This window comes from Chitinophaga niastensis, assembly GCF_003014755.1.
Lineage (GTDB): Bacteria > Bacteroidota > Bacteroidia > Chitinophagales > Chitinophagaceae > Chitinophaga > Chitinophaga niastensis.
This window is the reverse complement of sequence record NZ_PYAW01000001.1, coordinates 1,397,114-1,418,630: the sequence shown is the minus strand read 5'-3', so window position 1 is coordinate 1,418,630 and position 21,517 is coordinate 1,397,114. Positions and strand designations below refer to the sequence as shown.

General features: G+C 43.0%; 16 protein-coding genes. 11 read left to right on the top strand and 5 right to left on the bottom strand.

What is annotated here, in order from left to right; genetic code table 11:
- Nucleotides 1-68 precede the first annotated feature (68 nt).
- Nucleotides 69-1,061, bottom strand: coding sequence for a sugar phosphate nucleotidyltransferase (locus tag CLV51_RS05960; protein WP_106527068.1), 993 nt, complete (start codon nt 1,059-1,061; stop codon nt 69-71).
- Nucleotides 1,062-1,250: 189 nt separating this feature from the next.
- On the opposite strand from CLV51_RS05960, the gene CLV51_RS05955 reads away from it, so the two are divergent.
- The 5 genes from CLV51_RS05955 to CLV51_RS05935 all read left to right on the top strand — a co-directional run bounded on the left by CLV51_RS05955 (nt 1,251) and on the right by CLV51_RS05935 (nt 5,776).
- Nucleotides 1,251-2,528 (top strand): serine hydroxymethyltransferase, encoded by a 1,278-nt coding sequence (locus CLV51_RS05955; protein ID WP_106527067.1) that lies wholly within the window; start codon nt 1,251-1,253, stop codon nt 2,526-2,528.
- A gap of 470 nt (nt 2,529-2,998) precedes the next feature.
- Complete coding sequence (locus CLV51_RS05950) at nt 2,999-3,832, top strand: ABC transporter ATP-binding protein (protein ID WP_106527066.1); 834 nt, start codon at nt 2,999-3,001, stop codon at nt 3,830-3,832.
- A 9-nt stretch (nt 3,833-3,841) separates the two neighbouring features.
- Complete coding sequence (locus CLV51_RS05945) at nt 3,842-4,657, top strand: hypothetical protein (protein ID WP_106527065.1); 816 nt, start codon at nt 3,842-3,844, stop codon at nt 4,655-4,657.
- An 11-nt stretch (nt 4,658-4,668) separates the two neighbouring features.
- Nucleotides 4,669-5,040 (top strand): GntR family transcriptional regulator, encoded by a 372-nt coding sequence (locus tag CLV51_RS05940; protein ID WP_106527064.1) that lies wholly within the window; start codon nt 4,669-4,671, stop codon nt 5,038-5,040.
- Between the two features lies 1 nt (nt 5,041).
- Nucleotides 5,042-5,776, top strand: a complete 735-nt coding sequence (locus tag CLV51_RS05935; protein ID WP_106527063.1) for a hypothetical protein — start codon at nt 5,042-5,044, stop codon at nt 5,774-5,776.
- A 144-nt stretch (nt 5,777-5,920) separates the two neighbouring features.
- On the opposite strand, the gene CLV51_RS05930 is transcribed toward CLV51_RS05935, so the two are convergent.
- The 4 genes from CLV51_RS05930 to secA all read right to left on the bottom strand — a co-directional run bounded on the left by CLV51_RS05930 (nt 5,921) and on the right by secA (nt 11,635).
- Nucleotides 5,921-7,096, bottom strand: a complete 1,176-nt coding sequence (locus CLV51_RS05930) for a M20 metallopeptidase family protein (RefSeq protein WP_106527062.1) — start codon at nt 7,094-7,096, stop codon at nt 5,921-5,923.
- Entirely contained in the window at nt 7,080-7,520 is a 441-nt protein-coding gene (locus tag CLV51_RS05925; RefSeq protein ID WP_106527061.1) for an SPOR domain-containing protein, read from the bottom strand. Before CLV51_RS05925 ends, CLV51_RS05930 begins: the two co-directional genes overlap by 17 nt.
- A gap of 30 nt (nt 7,521-7,550) precedes the next feature.
- Entirely contained in the window at nt 7,551-8,222 is a 672-nt protein-coding gene (gene deoC, locus CLV51_RS05920; RefSeq protein WP_245898629.1) for a deoxyribose-phosphate aldolase, read from the bottom strand.
- Nucleotides 8,223-8,308: 86 nt separating this feature from the next.
- Nucleotides 8,309-11,635: a preprotein translocase subunit SecA gene (gene secA / locus CLV51_RS05915; protein WP_106527060.1), complete on the bottom strand. Its 3,327-nt coding sequence runs from the start codon at nt 11,633-11,635 to the stop codon at nt 8,309-8,311.
- A gap of 371 nt (nt 11,636-12,006) precedes the next feature.
- Here secA and CLV51_RS05910 point away from each other — a divergent pair, with 371 nt between their 5' ends.
- The 6 genes from CLV51_RS05910 (at nt 12,007) to CLV51_RS05885 (ending at nt 21,164) form a co-directional block, all read left to right on the top strand.
- On the top strand, nt 12,007-12,588 hold the full coding sequence (locus CLV51_RS05910) for an RNA polymerase sigma factor (RefSeq protein ID WP_106527059.1): 582 nt from the start codon (nt 12,007-12,009) through the stop codon (nt 12,586-12,588).
- 45 nt (nt 12,589-12,633) lie between these two features.
- On the top strand, nt 12,634-13,830 hold the full coding sequence (locus tag CLV51_RS05905; RefSeq protein ID WP_146151230.1) for a FecR family protein: 1,197 nt from the start codon (nt 12,634-12,636) through the stop codon (nt 13,828-13,830).
- Between the two features lie 304 nt (nt 13,831-14,134).
- Entirely contained in the window at nt 14,135-17,524 is a 3,390-nt protein-coding gene (locus tag CLV51_RS05900) for a SusC/RagA family TonB-linked outer membrane protein (protein ID WP_170115322.1), read from the top strand.
- A gap of 18 nt (nt 17,525-17,542) precedes the next feature.
- Nucleotides 17,543-18,958, top strand: a complete 1,416-nt coding sequence (locus CLV51_RS05895; RefSeq protein ID WP_106527057.1) for a RagB/SusD family nutrient uptake outer membrane protein — start codon at nt 17,543-17,545, stop codon at nt 18,956-18,958.
- Between the two features lie 17 nt (nt 18,959-18,975).
- On the top strand, nt 18,976-19,716 hold the full coding sequence (locus CLV51_RS05890) for a DUF4843 domain-containing protein (RefSeq protein WP_106527056.1): 741 nt from the start codon (nt 18,976-18,978) through the stop codon (nt 19,714-19,716).
- Nucleotides 19,717-19,748: 32 nt separating this feature from the next.
- Entirely contained in the window at nt 19,749-21,164 is a 1,416-nt protein-coding gene (locus tag CLV51_RS05885; RefSeq protein ID WP_106527055.1) for a PKD-like family lipoprotein, read from the top strand.
- Nucleotides 21,165-21,517 lie beyond the last annotated feature (353 nt).

The following is a 21,517-nucleotide window of genomic DNA, read 5'->3' as shown; positions in this document are numbered from 1 at the left end:
CTTTCAAAATCAAAAGAAAAAAATCATGGTAATCAGTATAATCAGCCTAATCGGGAGAAAGACAAAACTCACCCCAGATCAATCTCTGTATTATCCCCGATATTCAGGCTCTGGCTGAGCCCGCGGATATTGGCATCACTGCCTATCAAGGAAGCCTTTAATACTACTTCATACAGGTTACTGAAAGAACCGATAATAGAATCTTTCACAATAGAATAGTTGATTACGGTATTGTCGCCCACCGCCACATTGGGGCCGATGATGGAGTTTTTAATATTACAGCCTTCGCCAATACTCACCGGTGGAATGATGATGGTATTTTCGTACGGTAACACCGGGTTGTTGGCGAGTTTATATTTTTTAAGAAGAATCGCATTTGTTTCGAGCAGGGTGTCTTTACGGCCGCAGTCGAACCAGTTGGATACTTTGAATGCATTAAATTGTACACCGTGTTCTATCATGCATTCCAGCGCATCGGTGAGCTGAAACTCATCATGTGATTTTACCTTGTTGTCTATATTACTCTGCAGACAATCAAACAGTTGTTCTGTTTCCTTGATTTTGTATAGTCCTACCAGTGCGAGATTTGACTTAGGTATCTGTGGTTTTTCCACTACCCGGGTAATTTTACCATGCTCATCTAGCTCGGCTACACCAAAGTTGCGTGGATCATCCACCTTCTTCAGGCCAAGCATCGAATAAGGAGAGTTGATCACTTCTTTAAAGTCACATTCGCAGATAGTATCTCCCAAAACAATTAATATCTCATCATTACCTACCACCTCACGCGTGAGTAACATAGCATGACCGGTTCCTTCGCGGCTGTTCTGCTGCACAAAGTGACAGGTGAGCTGCGGGTATTTTTTTTCAACATAATGTTGGATTTTCTCCCCCAGGTAACCTACCACAAATACAAATTCTGTGATCCCGGCGTCCACCAGTTGATCCACAATAATACTGAGGATGGTTCTACCGGCTAAAGGTATTAATGCTTTGGGCTGTGTATATGTATGTGGACGAAGCTTGGTGCCCGCCCCTGCCACTGGTATTATTGCCTTCATTTTAACGATGTAGTTAGGATTAGCTATTGCTGCTCGAATGCCGCGAAAATAGCACAATTTTGGGGAAGAACGGCGAATTACGAATTGCAGATTACAGATCGCAGTGATAGTGATCTTCGGATATATCTGTAATTCGCAATTGCATTTGATCCAGCTTTATTTTATTTTTGCACCAAATTTTAAGGCATCATGCAAAGAGACCAGCAAATATTTGATTTAATAGGCCAGGAATTGGAGCGTCAGCGCCATGGCATTGAATTGATCGCATCTGAAAACTTTACCAGCTTACAGGTAATGCAGGCGATGGGACATGTGATGACGAATAAATACGCCGAAGGCTACCCTGGCAGAAGGTATTATGCCGGCTGCGAAATAGTGGACCAGAGCGAACAACTGGCTATCGACAGGGCTAAACAAATATTTGGTGCGGCTTATGTCAACGTGCAGCCTCACTCCGGCGCACAGGCCAATGCTGCAGTAATGCTGGCTATCCTGCAACCCGGTGATAAAATCCTGGGCCTGGACCTGAGCATGGGCGGTCACCTTACCCATGGCTCTTCTGTGAACTACTCCGGAAAGCTCTATCAACCTCATTTCTACGGCGTTAACAGAGAAACCGGCCTGGTAGAATATGATAAGATGGAAGAAATTGCCAACCGCGAGAAACCAAAACTGATCATTTGTGGTGCTTCTGCATACAGCCGCGACTGGGACTACAAACGCATCCGCGAAATTGCTGACCAGATAGGCGCTTTTGTACTGGCTGATATTGCACATCCTGCAGGTCTTATTGCAAAAGGATTGCTCAATTCACCATTTGCACATTGCCATTTTGTTACGACTACTACCCATAAAACACTACGTGGACCACGTGGCGGTATGATCATGATGGGTCAGGATTTCGAAAATCCATTTGGTCTTAAAACACCAAAAGGTGAAACCCGCCTGATGAGCTCTCTCATTGACACTGCTGTATTCCCTGGTATCCAGGGCGGCCCGCTGGAACACGTGATTGCTGCCAAAGCAATATCTTTCTTTGAGATCCTCTCCGACGAATACGATGTATACGCCAAACAGATCCTGAAAAATGCACAGTCTATGGCCAAAAGCTTTGTAGGCAAAGGCTATCAGATCATTTCCGGCGGTACAGATAATCACCTGATGCTGATCGATCTCCGTAATAAAAATATTTCCGGTAAAAAAGCAGAACAAACACTCGTTAAAGCAGATATCACTGTTAATAAGAACATGGTACCTTTTGACGATAAATCTGCATTCGTTACTTCCGGTATCCGTATCGGTGTTCCGGCTATCACTACCCGTGGTATGAACGAAGGCCATATGGGCCAGATCGTTGACTGGATAGATCAACTGCTGATGGATGCTGATAACGAAGGACTGATCCTCAAGGTAAGAGGCGAAGTAAATACGTTTATGCAGCAGTTTACACTGTATCCTGAACTGTAGGTTTGTCTTTCCCAGGATTAGGCTGATTATACTGATTATGCTGATTTTATTTTTTTAGATTTTTTTAGATTTAAAAAGATTTGGGGAGATTAAAGCTGAGGTTATCTGAACCAGGATTAAACAGATTGAATGGATTACCCTGATGAGTGTTCTGTTACCCGATATTAAAATAAAAAGAGAAAGTCCGGTACTTCCGGACTTTCTCTTTTTATTTTATACAACTTGTACACCCTAATAATATATTTCAAACAACAAAACGCCCATCAGGGTAATCCATTCAATCTGTTTAATCCTGGTTCAGATAACCTCCGCTCTGATCTTCGCCAATCTTTTTAAATCTAAAAAAATAAAATCAGCCTAATCAGCCTAATCGGGAGCAAGACAACCTCCGCTAAAATATTTTTTTGAATTATAAAAAATACGCCTACATTTACAGTGTACTAGTTTAGTAGTACACTAAATCACACGATATGATTAACATCCAATCCCTGACATTTAGTTATCGAAAAAACAGGCCCTTATTTGAAAGCCTCAACCTACGCCTGGAAGCAGGCCACATCTATGGCTTACTGGGGAAAAACGGCGCCGGTAAATCTACTTTACTGAAACAAATGGCCGGCTTATTATTCCCCGATGGCGGCTCCTGTGAGGTAATGGGTTACCACTCGGCAAAGCGGCAACCTGCCTTTTTGCGGGAAATATTCCTGGTACCGGAAGAATTTTACCTGCCTAAAATAAGTGTAAGGCGTTATGTAAATACCTATGCACCTTTTTATCCCAACTTCGACGAACAAGCTTTCTTCAGCTACCTGAAAGAATTTGATATCCCACGTGACCAGCAACTCACGGAAATGTCTTACGGACAAAAGAAAAAAGTGTTGATCAGTTTTGCATTATCCACCAACACCAAAGTGCTGATCATGGATGAACCTACCAATGGACTGGACATCCCCTCCAAGAGCCAGTTCCGTAAGGTGATTGCAGCTGCGGTAAGCGAGGAAAAATGTATTGTGATATCCACCCACCAGGTACGTGACCTCGATAACCTCATCGACAGCATCGTGATCATCGATGAACATAAAATAATTTTCCGGGAAGATGTACAAACGGTAACGGATAAACTGAGTTTCAAAACAGTCAGCCGGATAGAAGAAGCAACGGGTGTACTGTTTGCAGACAGCAACCTGCGCGGACACACTATCATTACCAAAAATGCAGGCAGCGAGCATAGTAAAATAGATATGGAACTGCTCTTCAACGCTGTACTGACCAATCACAAACCTATTCAGGAAATATTTAATTAAATCTTACTCATGCAACCAAATAACTTTTTTGCGCTCCGTCGCTGGCAATTTTATCTGCAGAAGCATTTTACAGATAGCTTCCGCTTTTACCTGATGGCACTATTAACAGTATTTGGCCTGATGACTGCCATTCCCATTTTTTTTATATTAACCAGCAGTGCATTCGGCCGCCTGAGTAACCTCGCCCCATTCTACTACATCGGTTTGTTCTTCGGTGGGTTACTGTTTACCAGCTGGTCATTCAATGAACTCGGACACAAAGAAAAAGGCGTTGATTTCCTGATGCTGCCTGCTTCTAAATTTGAAAAATTTATTACAATATTCCTGGTAAGCACCATTGGTTTCTTCTTATTATATCACCTCAGCTTTTATACCAGTTATAAAATCATTGACAGCGCAAGAGTTGCCAAATATGGGCAACATATAGTCAACGATTATAGCTTCCTGGATGATCCCAAAGAAAAAATATATATCTACTATGCTTACATGGCATTGCAAGCAGTGTTCTTACTGGGAGCCACCTACTATCATAAATACAGCTTTATTAAAACGGTACTCTCCCTGTTTATTTTCATATTGGGGTTGTATATTATAAACGCCATATTCATTCTTTTCCTCTTTGGAAATGAAGGCGACTTCTGGAAAAGTTCTATGCCATTTGTGATGGTAAATAAATTGGAAATGACAGCACCAAACAGTTGGCACCCCACCCTATACGTTATTCCCGAGTGGTTGCAGAAAAGCTACCTGTTTGCAGCTAAATTTCTGATAGCTCCTACCTTATGGACCATTGCTTATTTCCGGTTACAGGATAAAGAAATTTAAAACTTTGTAAGATGGAATTCAAAGATACACAGGCAATATATGTACAGATTGCTGATTACATCAGCGAACAGGTATTGCTTAACAAATGGCAACCGGAAGAGCGCATTCCTTCTGTAAGAGAACTGGCGGTATCGCTGGAAGTAAATCCCAATACGGTGATGCGCACCTGTGAGCTACTGCAGCAACAGGAAATCATCTACAACAAAAGAGGCATCGGTTATTTTATCAGTCCGGATGCGGTAAAGAAAATAAAGCAATTCAAAAAAGAAGCCTTCATCCATAACGAATTGCCCAGCCTTTTCCGCAATATGTACCTGCTGGACGTAGACCTCGATGAACTGAAACCTCATTTTGAAAAATTCAAAAAATCTAATTTCAATTAACATGAAAACGAGTAATAAATTATTAATCGGTTTTTCCGGAACACTCGTGTTATTGATGCTGTTTTCTGCTATTATTCTAAGGGCTGATTATAGTAAAGGGATCACGAACGTAGAGAACCGTCAATCATCACAGGGACCTGACTTTAAAAAGGAAACAATCCGGCCGTTTAAAGTATTGGTGCTCACCAGGAACCCAACTTTTGCAACCATCAATAAGGCTCAGGTAAAAATAGAGATAGGTCCGGATGATAAATCTGAAACCAGGGAAGAGGTACAATATATCAACCCGGTATCTGTAAACAGCGGCGATAGTTATTCACTGGAACATCATAGTAATATCACCTTTACTCAATCAGGCGACACGCTGCACATATTCATTAACAAACCCGGTGATATCAATATTACCTGCCCTGCATTGGAAGCAATCAGCAGTAATTATTGTGACCTGAATGTAAATGGTTTGAAAGTGCCGCAACTGAATGTGTATGCCGGCCCCAAAACAGCTACTTACTTTAGCGGAAATAAAGTGACTGCTCTTTCCTTTACAGGTGAAGCTGCCAGTACATTGTCGCTGGAAGACCAGAATATAATAGATACGGTGAGAATTAAATTAGGCAAAGGAAGTTCACTGACATTCGGTGATGTACCATATCGTTTTTCGGATATTAAAGTAGACAGCTTACGCGAATTGAATATTTCCGGAAAAGGATTGAATAGTATTACACAGATTAAATAACTATAATGACTATACGCTTAAACAATTTTCTGTAAGTACGGGGACGGTTTTTCAACCAACCTCCATCACTAAAAGTTTATAACAAGTAATAAAAAAACGTCCCGATTTTCATCGGGACGTTCGTATAATATACCATCAATTATATTAGAATTGCGTAGCTAAATAGGCCATGGTACCCATGCCCACTTCTATAGCCTGTTCATCTACATCAAAAGTAGGTGTATGTACGCCGGAAGTGATCCCTCTGGCTACATTACCGGTGCCTAATCTGAAAAAGCAGGCCGGTACTACCTGTGAGTAAAAAGCAAAATCTTCTGCTCCCATACGGATCTCTGTATCACCTACAAAGGCGGTACCCAGGTAGTCTGTGGCAAAGCCTTCTGCTTTGGCAGTTACTTCCTCATTGTTATACAGTGTTGGATAACCTACCAGTATTTCAATATCTATTTCAGCCCCCATTGCTTCAGCAACTCCAATAGCCTGTTTGCGGATCAGCTCATGTGCTTTAAAACGCCACGTTTCGTCCATTGCCCTGAAAGTACCCATCAGCTTCACTTCGCTGGGGATCACATTTGTAGTGAAACCTCCATTGAAAGCACAGATAGATAATACAGAGGGAGAAAACGGATTGTTATTACGGGAGATGATCTGCTGGAGACTTACCACCAGCTGGGAGGCTACCAGGATCGTATCTACGGTGAGATGCGGTTGTGCCGCATGGCCGCCTTTACCTTTGATGGTGATGTAAATTTCATCTGCACTGGCCATATATTTTCCGGCATGGAATCCCAGCTTTCCTGCTTCCATTGTAGGATGCACATGCAAACCCAGGATAGCATCAGGGCGTGGATTATCCAGGGCGCCTTCTTCAATCATGATGCTGGCACCGCCGGGATGTTTTTCTTCTCCGGGCTGAAACAGTACTTTGATAGTACCTTCAAACTGGTCTTTTAACTCATTCAGTATTTTAGTGGCCCCCAATACACAGGAAGTGTGTACATCATGTCCACAGGCGTGCATAACACCTGGATTTGTTGACTTATAAGATACCTCGTTAGCTTCTGTAATAGGCAATGCATCCATGTCTGCACGCAGTGCAATCGTTTTGGAGGTGGGATTTTTTCCTGCTATCAATGCAATGATACCAGTACCGGCAATACCAGCCTGAAAAGGCACACCAAATTCCGTCAGTTTTTGCTGAATGAAAGCGGATGTTTCAAATTCCTGAAATGATAATTCGGGATGGGAATGTAAATGACGCCTGATGGCGGTAAAGTCCGGGGCATAAGCTTTTGCCAGCGCTTTAATACGGTTCTTCATTCGATAGTTCTTTATCCGGTGACACGTTAATGATAGCTGGTACTACAAATACACCACCTGAAAACAGGTTGGATAATTTGTCGCGCAGCTCCGTGGCCTCTTCACGGCTCTTAAAATCGCCCACGCGTACTTTAAAATAGGGGGCCTGGAAATCCAGATAAGTACGATAATCGCCGTAGAGTTGCATTACTCTTGCTTTGGCTTCGTTAGCGTCGCCGCGTTTGTTGGTAGAAATAACCTGCACCCGGAAACCGGATTGGTTGCGGATGGCGAGCGTGTTAATGTAGGTCTGCTTTTTAATCAGCACATCCACACGACTATCTTTTATCACCTTCACATTTCCATTGGGAGCCGTCGCAATGTCCTGTGCCATAGCCCAACCACTCCCCAACAGACAGCAAACCAGGATGAATAATTTTTGCATGAATACTGTATAATTAACTATTAATAATCATTATTGTACACCCGCTTCCCTGCTTTCTTTCACAATGTTGATACTGGCGCTGGCGCCAATACGGGTAGCACCCGCCGCTATCAACTCCTTGGCAAAAGCAAAGGTACGAATACCACCGGAAGCTTTTATTTGTATGTTAGCTGGTAAATTTGCCCGCATCAGCTTTACGGCTTCCACAGTAGCGCCTTTTTCTGCATACCCGGTGGATGTTTTCATGAAATCTACACCGTACTTACTGTAAAGCTGGCAACATTTCACGATCTCTTCTTCCAATAATATGCCACTTTCAATAATGATCTTGATCACTTTCTTTTGCTCACGGATAATATACATGATATTGGCGATCTCTTTCTCCAGGTATTCCCAGTCATTATTTTTGATCGCTGAAATATTGATCACCAGGTCCAGCTCATCGGCCCCGTCTACAATAGCCAGCACCGTTTCTGCTACTTTAGCTTCTATAGCAGAATAGCCAAAAGGGAAACCTACTACGGTAGCTACTTTGGTATTGGTAGCTCCCAGGAATTGTTTGGTCGTTTTCACATACAGTGGCGGTACACAGGCAGCGGCAAAATCATACTCCACACATTGCATACACAATTGTTTGATATCTTCCAGCGTAGTGGTAGGTTTCAATACTGTATGGTCTATATAGCGGTTAATCTCCATCATTCTTTTACTGATTACTAAGCGAAATTAATGCAAAACGGATTACGTTGCCGTAATCCGTTCTGATATCCTCTCACAAATAATGACGTTTATGCGTCTTTACCGTGACATTGTTTGTATTTTTTACCGCTACCACAAGGGCAAAGATCATTACGACCTATTCTTGGACCCTGATGACGTACCGGCTCAGCTTTTACCTCTTCGCCTATATGATAATCAGGAGTAGCGCTCTGCTGGCCATTATGCTGTTCTCCGATTTCTTCGTGAGAAGCACGCATACGGCTCATATCGGTCTTTTCTTCGTGGCCTTCACGGATCTCAGGTGCCTGATTCTCTTCACGGCTACTTACGGGGATACCGCATTTAGATAGGAAAGAAACGATATCACGACTGGTTTCACCGTCCATTTGTTTGAACAGGTTGAATGCCTCAAATTTATAAATCAGCAACGGATCTTTTTGTTCATATACAGCACTCTGTACAGATTGTTTCAGATCATCCATTGCGCGTAGGTGCTCTTTCCAGGATTCATCAATCAACGCCAGTGTAATACTACGTTCCAGCGCATTCATGGTTTCGTGCCCCTTCGTTTCTACTACCTTCTGCAGGTTAGCCAACACATTTACACCTTTTTTACCATCGGTAAACGGTATGGAGATATTCTCAATCTGGTGACCCTGCTCATTATGAATACGCTCAATTACCGGGAATGTGTTACCGATCAATTCAGTTACTTTACGAACGTAGTTATCTTTAGCCTCGTGATACAGCTTGGATGACAGGTTAGGAATATCTGTTTTTGCCAGTTCTTCTTTGGTAATCTCTGTATCAATAGAGAAGTTCATGATAGCATCCAGTTTGAAAGCTTCGTAGTCGCCGCTTTCTTTGTGGGTGGTTACCATATTCTGCGCTACATCATAAAATGCATTGTCAATATCAATAGCCAGACGTTCGCCAAACAGGGCGTGATTACGTTTTGAGTAAATCACGGTACGCTGCTTGTTCATCACATCATCATATTCCAGCAAACGCTTACGGATACCGAAGTTATTTTCTTCTACTTTTTTCTGTGCTCTTTCAATGGAGCGGGTGATCATACTGTGCTGAATCACTTCGCCTTCTTTGTAGCCCATACGATCCATCAGACCTGCAATACGCTCTGAACCGAACATACGCATCAGATCATCTTCCAGGGATACAAAGAACTGGGAAGTTCCCGGATCACCCTGACGACCCGCACGACCACGCAACTGTCTGTCTACACGACGGCTTTCATGCCTTTCAGTACCGATGATCGCCAAACCACCCGCTTCTTTCACGCCGGGTCCAAGCTTGATATCCGTACCACGACCAGCCATGTTGGTAGCAATGGTGACAGCAGCCGGTAAACCTGCTTCTGCAACGATTTGTGCTTCACGGGCGTGTTGTTTCGCATTCAATACATTATGTTGTACTTTATCAAAGGTGAGCATCTTGCTCAACAACTCAGATACTTCCACAGAGGTAGTACCTACCAGCACAGGACGTCCCTTTGCCTGCAGTTGTTTTATTTCTTCGATAACAGCTTTGTATTTATCTCTTTTGGTTTTGTATACCAGGTCTTCTGTATCCAAACGGGAGATAGGAACGTTGGTAGGAACGGTTACCACATCCAGTTTGTAAATTTCCCAGAGCTCACCGGCTTCTGTAGATGCTGTACCAGTCATACCGGCCAGCTTGTGATACATACGGAAGAAATTTTGCAGGGTGATGGTAGCAAATGTTTGGGTGGCAGCTTCCACTTTCACATTTTCTTTTGCTTCGATCGCCTGGTGTAAACCGTCTGAGTAACGGCGTCCATCAAGGATACGACCAGTTTGCTCATCTACGATCTTCACTTTTTCATCCATTACCACGTACTCTACATCTTTATCAAATAAAGTATAGGCTTTTAATAATTGCTGTACGGAGTGGATACGATCTGACTTAGAGGCAAAGTCTTGCAGTAATACATCTTTACGCTGCAGTTTTTCTTCAGGGGAGACTGACAATTTTTCAATTTCCGCCAATTCTGACCCAACATCTGGCAGAATAAAGAAGCTTGCATCTTCACCACCCTGGGTGATGAGTGCAATACCTTTATCAGTAAGATCTACGCTGTTTTGTTTTTCTTCAATAACGAAGTACAGACCTTCATCTACTTTTGGCATTTCGCGTTGCTGATCTGCCAGGTAGTAGTTTTCTGCTTTCTGTAATAATACCCTGTTACCTGGTTCACTGAGATATTTGATCAGTGCACTGCTTTTGGGCAAACCTCTCCAGGCGCGCATTAAAGCCAGTCCACCGGTTTTAGGATCATCTTTACCTTCCGCAATCAGTTTCTTTGCTTCTATCAGGTATTGGTTCACCACTTTTTTCTGCATTTCCACCAGGTATTCGATACGTGGTTTTAATGCGTGGAATTCCTGCTCTTCACCGCGTGGGATAGGGCCGGAAATGATCAGCGGAGTACGTGCATCATCTACCAGTACGCTATCCACCTCATCCACCATGGCGTAATGGTGTTTACGTTGTACCATTTCATCCGGGCTGTGTACCATGTTATCGCGCAGGTAGTCAAAACCGAATTCGTTGTTGGTACCGTACGTAATATCCGCCAGGTAAGCGCTACGGCGTTCCGGTGTATTAGGTTGATGTTTATCTATACAGTCAACAGTAATGTCGAGGAATTCGAAGAGTGGACCATTCCACTCGGAGTCACGACGAGCCAGGTAATCATTCACGGTTACGATGTGAACACCCTGACCAGCCAGTGCATTGAGATATGCGGGAAGGGTAGATACGAGTGTTTTACCTTCACCCGTTGCCATTTCGGCAATTTTACCCTGATGCAGTACCATACCACCAATCAGCTGTACATCATAGTGTACCATGTTCCAGGTAACCATGCTTCCGGCTGCATTCCAGCTGTTTTTCCAGATGGCCTTGTCGCCCTCAATGGTCACGTAATCCCTTTTCACCGCCAGCTGCCGGTCCAGTTCAGTAGCAGTAACTGTAAGCGTTAGATTGCTGGTGAAACGATGCGCGGCTTCTTTTACTACAGCAAAGGCCTGTGGCAGCAATTCTTTCAGTACTACTTCCAGTTGTTTGTCGCGATCTTTCTTCAGAATATCTATTTCCTGATATATGGTATCTTTCGCTGTTACATCCTCCTCAGTATCTGCAGCCTCCTGTTTATCCGCTATTTCTTTATCAATAGTGGCCAGATGAGCGGCGATGCGTGCACGGAACTCCTGCGTTTTATGACGCAGATCATCGATGGACAGGGACTGAAGTTTTTCGTATTCCTCCTTAACCTGCTGTACCACCGGAGAGATGGATTTAATATCTCTTTCTGATTTATTCCCTCCAAATAGCTTTGATAAAAAACCTAACATGTTGAATGTTTAATTACGAATTACGATTTCTATTTATTGTAACCTACTCCCCTCCAGGCTGAGTTAATGTCAGTTGGTTATTTCCTGGCTTCGCCAGCCTGTGGCACTGCGGCTGCGGGCTTAGCTTAGTTGGGATAGACGGCGCTCAAGTTACTCAAATATTGTGCTTGTAAAGACAGACTGTCAAGGTGTCAGTTTGCAGCTATTTCACAAGGCCTGTAAAAGTAGGAATAAATTCGGTGATTTAGCGGGGATTTTGGGGGGATTTTGAACGATCCCTGACAACCACAATAATGCCATCAGCTACCGGGAAGTTACTGGTATAGCTGTTTTCACTATAAAACTTTAGTCAAAAAAAGTATATTCACACCATGATTGACGAGGTTTTGTTATTACAGCAACTGGCAGCGGGCGACCGTGAAGCCTATACTGCGCTGTATAAATACTATCAACCCAAGCTATGCCGATATCTGTTGCCGTTCACCGGCAACACTTCTGATATGGCAGATGAGATAACGCAGGATATATTTGTGAAAGTGTGGCTGAAAAAGGAAACCTTCATTGGTTTACAAGCCTTTGAGTACTATTTGTACCGCATGGCCAGAAACCGTTTGATGGATATATTTCGCAGTGAAAAAAAGCGGAAACAACAGGATGCCCGTTTACAGGAACAGGAACAACCCGATTATCAACTGGAAGATGAATTAAAATACCGTGAATATCATCAGCTGGCTCAAACGGCCATCTCCCGGTTACCCGAAAGAAGAAAACTTATTTTTGAATTGAGTACGCAGCAAGACCTATCCTGGGCTGAAATAGCCACCCAGCTTGATCTGTCTGTAGCCGTTGTAAAAAAACAGCTCCATCTTGCCAGCAGATTTATTAAAGATTATATGCGCAAACACGGAGATATTGTCATCTCCCTGCTGCTGTTTATTGCTTTAAAGTGGTAAACAAATATTTCTCAAAAAAAATAAATTTTATAGCACCCGTCCCCTTTGTCTTTTCCCAAACGTGTATATAGCAACGCGATGAACCACCACCAGGAATTATTACAAAAAATTGCTGCCGGCAACAGTACACCGGAAGAAAGGGCCGCACTGAGCGAATGGCTCAAAACCCTTTCTGAGCAAGTATATCACCAGGTACTGCTGGATTATGCGGAAATAATGTCGCAGCAGACAGTCAGCGATTTTCACAACGCTGCCCTGCTGGAAAAGGTGAATGCGGATATTGCCCGGGCAGAACAGGTAACACTGGCTGTACCAGTATATCGCAGGATGTGGTTCAGGTATAGTGCCGCTGCGTCGATATTGGTTGCCGCGCTTTTGTCGTGGTACATTTTCAGCCCCTTTAAGGCAGCTGTTCCTGTTGCCACTACTAATATACCACCCGGCAGCAATAAAGCTGTTCTGACGCTTGCAAATGGCCGGCAAATTGTACTGAACAGTGCGCAGAACGGGCTGCTGGGAAAACAGGGAACTGTACAGATCATTAAGCTGGATAGCGGTTTATTATCTTATCAGGGCGCTACAACAACAGGAGAGGTGCTGTATAATACCATCGCTACCCCTCGTGGCGGCCAGTTCCAGGTATTATTACCGGATGGCTCCAGGGTGTGGCTGAATGCTGCCTCTTCCCTGCGGTTTCCCACTGCTTTTACGGGTGCAGACAGGGCAGTGACACTGACTGGAGAAGCATATTTTGAAGTTGCGCAAAATCAGGCAAAACCCTTTGCTGTAACAGTAAACAATATGAAAGTGCAGGTATTGGGTACTTCCTTCAATATTATGGCTTACGAAGAAGAGGGGGCAGTAAATACCACATTGGTATCTGGTGCGGTGAAAGTGAACTGTGAAAATAACCAGGCAGTTATTGCACCGGGGCAACAAGCGGTACTGCCAACAGGAAAATCACAGTTTGAAATAGGTGCTGCAAATATTGAAGCCGCAGTAGCCTGGAAAGAAGGGCATTTTTTATTCGATAACAATGACATCTATACTATTATGCGGCAGGTAGGCCGTTGGTATGATGTGGAGATCAGCTACCAGGGAGATCTTTCAGGAATCACCCTTTCAGGGGCCATCTCCAGAAAAAAATATGTATCGCAGGTACTCGACATTCTTGCAACAACCGGAAGAGTGCAGTTTGAAATGAAGGACAACCGGATCATAGTAATGGCAAAACAACAGTGAACAAACAACTATAAACTTTTCAGTAATCAAAAACCAATCATTACCAACCAAACATCAACCAACCAACCAAACATCAACACAACATGAGTAAGTAAAACCAATTTACGAATGAGGGTAAAAACAAAAACCGGAAGTGGTTCGAAGCACTTCCGGCGGATGTTTGGGCCCATACATTAACGAAAAAGGCATCCGTTCAAAAATGCTGTCATTAACCAAACCCAAACAATACGAAAGTATGAAAGTATTTCTATGCAACAAAGTCAGGCAAAGATACTGGCTCTCATCAACCAAAATGTTGCTAACAATGAAACTAACATCAGTGTTGCTACTTGCAGCGTCATTGCAGGTAAGTGCTGTCGCTTATTCTCAGTCGGTGTCCATTTCAGGGAAGGGGCTTTCTTTGAAAACAATATTTAATAGCATTCGCAGTCAATCAGGTTTTGAGTTTATCTATGATCCTCAACTCATCAAAGCAGCCGGCACAGTAGATATCGACTTAAAAAATGTACCGTTGACAAATGCATTAAATGAATGTTTTAGTCATACGCAGCTTGATTACGAGATCAAGTATAATACCATTATTGTAAAGGAGAAACCGGTACACAAAAAGATAATACCGGAAGAAATAATTGCAACGTTCTCCAATACTTCTCCGCCGCTGCAAATACGTGGTGTAGTACTGGATGCTCAAACCGGCGCTCCTGTTGCCGGCGCCAGTATCGTTGTAAAAGAATCTTCCCAGGGAACAGTGACTGATCTGGAAGGAAAATTCTCTTTAACAGTAAATAACAACACCGCTACATTACTGATCAAACATATTGCGTACGAAAACAATATCGTTACTGTTGCACTCAGCAGCAATATAACCATAAAGCTCAAACCCAGGGCTATTCAACTGGAAGGCCATATGGTTACAACAGGGATGTTCAAACGTCCGAAGGAGAGTTTCACCGGTGCTGCTACAGTGATTTCCGGTGAGCAACTGCGCAGTGTAAGTATGCTCAATGCTTTACAGGCCATGAAAGTTTTTGATCCTTCTATCCGTATACCTGATAATATGCAGTTCGGCAGCGATCCTAACAAACTGCCGAACATTAATTTACGGGGTACCAATAACTTTCCGCAACAACTATCCGGAAAAACAGGCGCTACTTCAGGCGCAGATTTTATGGCTACCTACGCCACCAATCCTAATCAGCCGTTATTCATACTGGATGGCTTTGAGGTAAGCCTGCAAAAGTTGTACGACCTGGATATAAACCGTATCGCCAGTTTTACTATCCTGAAAGACGCCGCTGCCACTTCCCTCTATGGTTCACGCGCTGCTAACGGTGTAATTGTGGTAGATACCAAACAACCACTCCCGGGTAAACTGCAGGTAAGCTACAGTGGCATGATGCAGGTAACTGCACCGGATCTTACGGTATACCACCTGCTGAATGCAAGCGATAAACTTGAAGTGGAAAGACTGGCAGGCTTGTACAGTCAATATAGCACAGGCATCAGACCAGATGCAGATGCGTTTTACAGGCAATTATATGCCTCACGCAAAGCAGCTGTAGAACGTGGCGTTAACACCTACTGGCTGGCACAACCTGTGAGAACAGGCACCGGACAAAGACATTCCCTCTACCTGGAAGGCGGCGACCAATACATCCGGTATGGACTGAACCTGGGCTATAACAATGAAGCAGGTGTCATGAAAAACAGTAATCGTAATAATTACAATGTAGACATGAACCTCAGTTATCGTTTCAAAGGTTTCTTATTTAAAAACGTGCTGTCTGTCAATTATAACAAAGCTAATAATTCCAACTATGGCAATTTCAGCGAGTATAGCCGGTTAAACCAGTATTGGACACCCTACGATTCAAGTGGAAAGATAAAACCAATACTGGAATCCTATACCGACCCACTATCATACCAGGATTATATCTATACCAATCCACTCTATAATTCCACTTTGCATACCATCAATAACAGTGAGTATACAAACATCATGAATCAATCCATGGCGGAATGGAATATGGGTAAAGGTTTCAGGCTGAGTGGCCGCCTTGCCATTACTAAACAAACAGATGAAAGCAGTCTGTTTCTTCCGGCTAACCATACTTCTTTTCTTGCTGAAACTGATTTTACCAAAAAAGGAAGTTATACAAGGGGCAATAATAAGTTCCTTTCCTTTGATGGCAGTTTGAACCTTGACTATACAAAGCAAACAGGCCGCCATATATTTTTTAATACAACCAGCATCAGCTCTGCACAAACATCCAGCGATGCTACCAGCATCCAGGTGATCGGATTCCCTACAGACCGGCTGGATCAGTTGCAGTTTGGAAATGGGTATGCTCCTAATACCCGTCCTGATGGCAGTTCCAATGTAACCAGGCGTATTTCCGGCTTCACAAATTTCAACTATAGTTATGATAACCGTTATTCCGCTGACTTTGGTGTAAGCGCCGATGGTTCTTCGCAATTTGGTATCAATAAAAGATTTGCACCCTTCTGGAGTGCAGGCGCCGGGTGGAATTTATCCAAAGAAAAATTCCTGAAATTCACTAAAAAACAGATTGACCTCCTGCGTATCCGCGCTACTATCGGCACTACCGGAAGTAATAATTTCCCTCCGTACATGGGTATTACTACTTACGGTTATTATACTGATCAAAGCTATCGTGGCCAGGTAGGAGCTTCCCTGATGGGCTATGGCAATACCGATTTACAATGGCAGCAAACGCTGAAGAAAAACCTCGGTGTAGATCTCAATATGTTCCATAGCCGTTTGGTAATGCGCTTCGATCTTTACAGAGAAAATACCAACAGCCTGATACTGGATGTTAATACTCCTCCATCCTCAGGTGTAACCAGCTATAAACAAAACGTGGGAGAACTGGAAAATACCGGATATGAATTCAATGCTACTTACTTTGCCATCAAGCAGGATACAAAGGGCATCTACTGGAGCTTCTTTGTAAATGGATTGCATAACAACACTTATATCAAACATATTTCCAATTCCCTCAAAAAGTTGAATGATAAAAATGATGCAGGTCAGCAAACATCCCCACAGCTCCGCTTTGAAGAAGGGCAAAGTCCCAATGCTATATGGGCCGTACGTTCCAAAGGCATAGATCCTTCTACAGGAAGAGAATTATATATTAAAAAAGATGGTACACTTACCTACGACTGGAGTGCGAATGATAAAGTAGTAGTAGGCGATGTGATTCCTTCCTTACAGGGCAACTTCGGATCAAATACTACCTATAAAGGCATCACACTGGGCATATATTTCAACTACCAGTACAAAGGACAAATGTATAATCAGACACTGGCCGACCGTGTAGAGAATGCAGACCTTCACTACCAGGTAGATGAAAGAGTATTGTTGGGAAGATGGAAACAGCCTGGTGACCAAACCTTCTTCAAAGGACTGATCAGCGAAGCCGGATACCCTATCTACAACGCCACCAATGCAACTTCGCGCTTTGTACAGGTAAACAATTTCGTGAACCTCCAAAGTGTCTCATTGACCTATGTTCTACCGGAAAAGTATACACGAAAATGGAAGTTACAGAATACACGTATAGGTTTTATTGCCAATGACATTGCACGCTGGTCGTCTATTACCATTGAGCGCGGACTGGATTATCCTTTCGCACGCAACTTCACGATGAATATCAGTACTTCCTTTTAATCAGCAAATAAACAAACAATGAAAGCTAAATATATTTTATTCACCCTACTGGCAGGATGCTTAACAGCTTCCAGTGGCTGCAAAAAATGGCTGGACGTAAGTCCTAAAACCCAGGTGAGGGAAAGCGAAATGCTAAAGGATGAACAAGGGTTTAAAGATGCCATCACCGGTACTTATATCCAACTGTCCGATGCCCCCTTATATGGACAAACACTCACCATGTCTTTTATGGATGTATTGGGGCAACGTTACAATGTAACAAACAGCACCAGTCCTTTCTACCAGACAGCCATTTATAATTACCTCAATGACGGAACAAAAGGTACCATTGCCAGTATATGGACCAATATGTATGGTGCTATCGGCAATGTAAATAACATACTCACCATTATTGATGGCAAAAAAGAGCTGTTTTCAGGTAATAACTATGGCCGGATAAAAGGCGAGGCATTAGGTTTACGGGCATTGCTCCATTTTGATCTGTTACGCATGTTTGGTGCAGCTCCTATAGTAGATGCCCAGAGAAAAGCGATCCCATATGTTACCGGTTTTGGTGTGAAAGTAACGCCTTTGCTGACAGTGCAAAATGTAATTGACAGCTGCTTAAACGACCTCCGGGCAGCAGAAGGATTGTTGGCAGCGGATAAAATAATCAGAGAAGATTATAACACGGATCCGTTTCAATCCTTCACCAGGAATCATATCAATTACTGGGCAGTAAAAGGGCTGGAAGCACGTATCCTGCTTTATGGGAATGATAAAATAAATGCACTGGCAGCTGCGCTGGAAGTAATCAACAATCATCAAAGTAATTTCCCGTTTGTTACTGGTCCTGCCGCATCAGCCAGTTATAATCGCGATCGCGCTTATGCCAGGGAACAACTGTTTGCATTGAATGTGTATAAAATGAAAGCATATTCAGATGAATACTTTACAACTACCAGCACAGGTGCACCGCCATTGTCTGTAACCAGTAAAGCACTCAACACATTATATGAAACCGCCGCCGGCGGTAGTTCTGACATTCGCTTCAACTACCAGTTTAATGCTAATGCCGGTGCATTTGCAACTGCTAAATATACTATTGATAATATCAACACACCTTATCTTCTCAATAATGTACCTGTGATCAGGTTATCTGAAATGTATTACATCGCTGCAGAATGCGCAACGCTGCCTGCAGATGGAGTAGCTTATCTGAATGAAGTACGTGCGCATCGTGGCCTTGTTGCACTACCGCTTAATATCTCAGCAGCCAATTTGCAGACAGCCATATTGAAAGAATACAAAAAAGAATTTTATGCAGAAGGCCAGTTGTTTTATTATTTCAAAAGATTAAATGCCCCAAAAATAGATGGTAGCTCAATATTGACCAGCGATGCGGTATATATCTTTCCATTACCGGACAATGAAACAGAATTTGGAAATCGTTAATTACTAAACTACCTGCAATGAAACAATTACGTAAATATATCTGGCTATTTCTTTTACCGGCATGTTATTGCTTACCCGCCTGCAAAAAAAGCAACCCGCTCGCTTTCCAGGCACCCGCAATGGTGTATATCTATAAAGCTCCTTATGCACTTAATACGGATAGCGTTATCTATTCCTTTGCCATTCATCCGGATTCTGTAATGATGGATACGATAAAAATACCGGTACGTATCATCGGCATGGCTGCCGCACAAGACAGGGAAGTTATACTCAAAGCAGTGGCAGACAGCACTACTGCTACTGCCGGTACTGACTATACCCTGCTTCCTTATCAGATCCCGGCAGGTGCTTATACGGCCAATCTGCCGGTAGTGATCAAGCGTACCACCACCATGAAAAAACAGACATTGCGCTTATTACTGGAAGTGGAACCTTCTAAAGATTTCTTACCCGGTGTACCCAATTCCAAAGGCAGTTCTGTAGTAGCCGGTGGCACTGTCAGATATCTTATCAAACTAAATGATTACCTCACAAAGCCCGCTAACTGGGATACCTGGCTGGTATACTTTTTTGGTAGTTACAGTGCCACTAAATATAAATTTGTCATTCAGACTACCGGCATTGCCACATTTTCTACCGATATGCCTTATGGTGTTTTTTCTGTTTACAGTACGCTCTGCAAACAGAAACTGGCCGAATATGAAGCCGCCAATGGCCCACTGATCGATGAAAACGGAGACCAGGTTTCTTTTGACTAGCCTAATTTATTTCTTCTCTACAAAACAGATTTATGCGTATAATAATACTACCGGTATTCCTGCTAACCACCTGTTGGCTGTTATTCACAGGTTGTTATAAAGACAAAGGAAATTATCAGTATCATGATATAAATAAAATAACAACAGGTCTTACTGACAGCACAATAACTGTATTCCAGTTTGACACGCTACATATCAATACCAGCGTACTGCAAACCATACCTGATGCAGCAGGTTTATCGTATGAATGGGTGATGTACCCGGATAACGGAGTGCCGCTTACCAGGCGCACGCTGGACACTACCCGTAATCTGAATGCCTTAATTTCAGAAGGTCCTGGCGCTTACGTACTGAATCTGTTTATAACAGATAAAAAAACAGGCGTTACTACCACAAAAAAACTGAGCATCAGAGTAGTAAGTGCGCTGAATGAAGGATGGCTGGTATTAGAAGATGGTAATACAAATGCAGATGTATCCATCATTACACCGGTAGATTCCGTATTTCACCATATATACTCCAAAGCCAATCCCAAATTACCATTGCCTGCCGGAACACATCATGTGTATGTAACCAACAGAAGAGGAGCGCAAAATATTTATTTCCTTTCACCTCTCTCTGGTACCCAGGTAGACTATTCTACCTTTATGGCCTTTGCCAGCTTCAAGGATTGGTTCTTTATAGCACCGGCTCCCAAACCCCAGATATACATGACATTTAATGGTGGAGAGGCAATGATTAATGACGGAAAACCATATGGGTTATCGGTAATGGTACCCCCTCCCTATAAGTTTAGCCTGGCACCTGTTGGTAACTACTATATGGCACCTTTTGATATGTCATCTATTTTTGGGCCTACATTATATGATACTATTTCACAGCGCTTCCTGGGTCAGGATCCTTACTCATTTGATCTGATTGATTTTAGCAATGCACAGCCCGGAGATGCTTTTAATATGAATAATGTGGGTAAACATTTACAGTATGCCGAAGGCGGTCCGAGAAGTGACCAGACGTACTGCCTGTTCAGGAATAACAAAAATGATTCGTTATTTATTTATTCGTTTTCAAATGCTGGCCCATACAGCACTCCGACCGCAGTTGACACAGTATCAACAGCGCCGGGAATGAGTACTGCCGGCATTTTTAGGATGTCTGCATTGCTGCCCCATTTGTATTACGCCAGCGGCAACAAATTATACCTGTATGATATTCTGGCAGGGAAAGCACGACTGGTTTATTCCTTCGCTGCAGGAACAGATGTACGGTGTATGAAACTGCTCACATCGGATTATCGTACACTCGCAGTAGCCACCTCTGAATCTGGTGAAGGAAAAGTATATTACTTCCCGATTGCTGCTACCGGCGACTTTCAGGGGAATACTTACAGCAAGGTATTCGGCGGATTCGGAAAGATCAATGACATTGCCTACAAAAAGGCGCCCTGAGAAAGATGATCATTTTATAACATTATAAAATGAGAGACAGGCTATGCCTGCAACTGATGATGTTTTGCTGATTTGCAACACATCATCAGTCGCAGGCATAGCCATTTTATTGACCGGCCAACTGGTATAACCGCCTTTACTTTACCTCCGGCCACATTTCTTCAGCAACCGTTTATCATAAAATTTTGCCGCCCAGACAGGTCTGCTATTGCCTACATGCCGGCTAAGACAGTCAATTACAGCGCAAAAAGAGATTTTTCAGGAAAATTGGGGATCGCCCATACAAAAAGATGGAAATATGTAAATACTTTTTATAAATTTAAAGGTTTAATATAGGTGTTCAACTTTTACAC

Bases quoted from the DNA above. Each gene is read 5' to 3' on its own strand.
- deoC (WP_245898629.1), bottom strand. From the start codon at position 8,222: ATGATGGAGATTAACCGCTATATAGACCATACAGTATTGAAACCTACC.
- CLV51_RS05955 (WP_106527067.1), top strand. From the start codon at position 1,251: ATGCAAAGAGACCAGCAAATATTTGATTTAATAGGCCAGGAATTGGAG.
- CLV51_RS05885 (WP_106527055.1), top strand. From the start codon at position 19,749: ATGCGTATAATAATACTACCGGTATTCCTGCTAACCACCTGTTGGCTG.
- CLV51_RS05950 (WP_106527066.1), top strand. From the start codon at position 2,999: ATGATTAACATCCAATCCCTGACATTTAGTTATCGAAAAAACAGGCCC.
- CLV51_RS05890 (WP_106527056.1), top strand. From the start codon at position 18,976: ATGAAACAATTACGTAAATATATCTGGCTATTTCTTTTACCGGCATGT.
- CLV51_RS05960 (WP_106527068.1), bottom strand. From the start codon at position 1,061: ATGAAGGCAATAATACCAGTGGCAGGGGCGGGCACCAAGCTTCGTCCA.
- CLV51_RS05910 (WP_106527059.1), top strand. From the start codon at position 12,007: ATGATTGACGAGGTTTTGTTATTACAGCAACTGGCAGCGGGCGACCGT.
- CLV51_RS05940 (WP_106527064.1), top strand. From the start codon at position 4,669: ATGGAATTCAAAGATACACAGGCAATATATGTACAGATTGCTGATTAC.
- CLV51_RS05945 (WP_106527065.1), top strand. From the start codon at position 3,842: ATGCAACCAAATAACTTTTTTGCGCTCCGTCGCTGGCAATTTTATCTG.
- CLV51_RS05930 (WP_106527062.1), bottom strand. From the start codon at position 7,096: ATGAAGAACCGTATTAAAGCGCTGGCAAAAGCTTATGCCCCGGACTTT.
- CLV51_RS05900 (WP_170115322.1), top strand. From the start codon at position 14,135: ATGAAACTAACATCAGTGTTGCTACTTGCAGCGTCATTGCAGGTAAGT.
- secA (WP_106527060.1), bottom strand. From the start codon at position 11,635: ATGTTAGGTTTTTTATCAAAGCTATTTGGAGGGAATAAATCAGAAAGA.
- CLV51_RS05925 (WP_106527061.1), bottom strand. From the start codon at position 7,520: ATGCAAAAATTATTCATCCTGGTTTGCTGTCTGTTGGGGAGTGGTTGG.
- CLV51_RS05935 (WP_106527063.1), top strand. From the start codon at position 5,042: ATGAAAACGAGTAATAAATTATTAATCGGTTTTTCCGGAACACTCGTG.
- CLV51_RS05895 (WP_106527057.1), top strand. From the start codon at position 17,543: ATGAAAGCTAAATATATTTTATTCACCCTACTGGCAGGATGCTTAACA.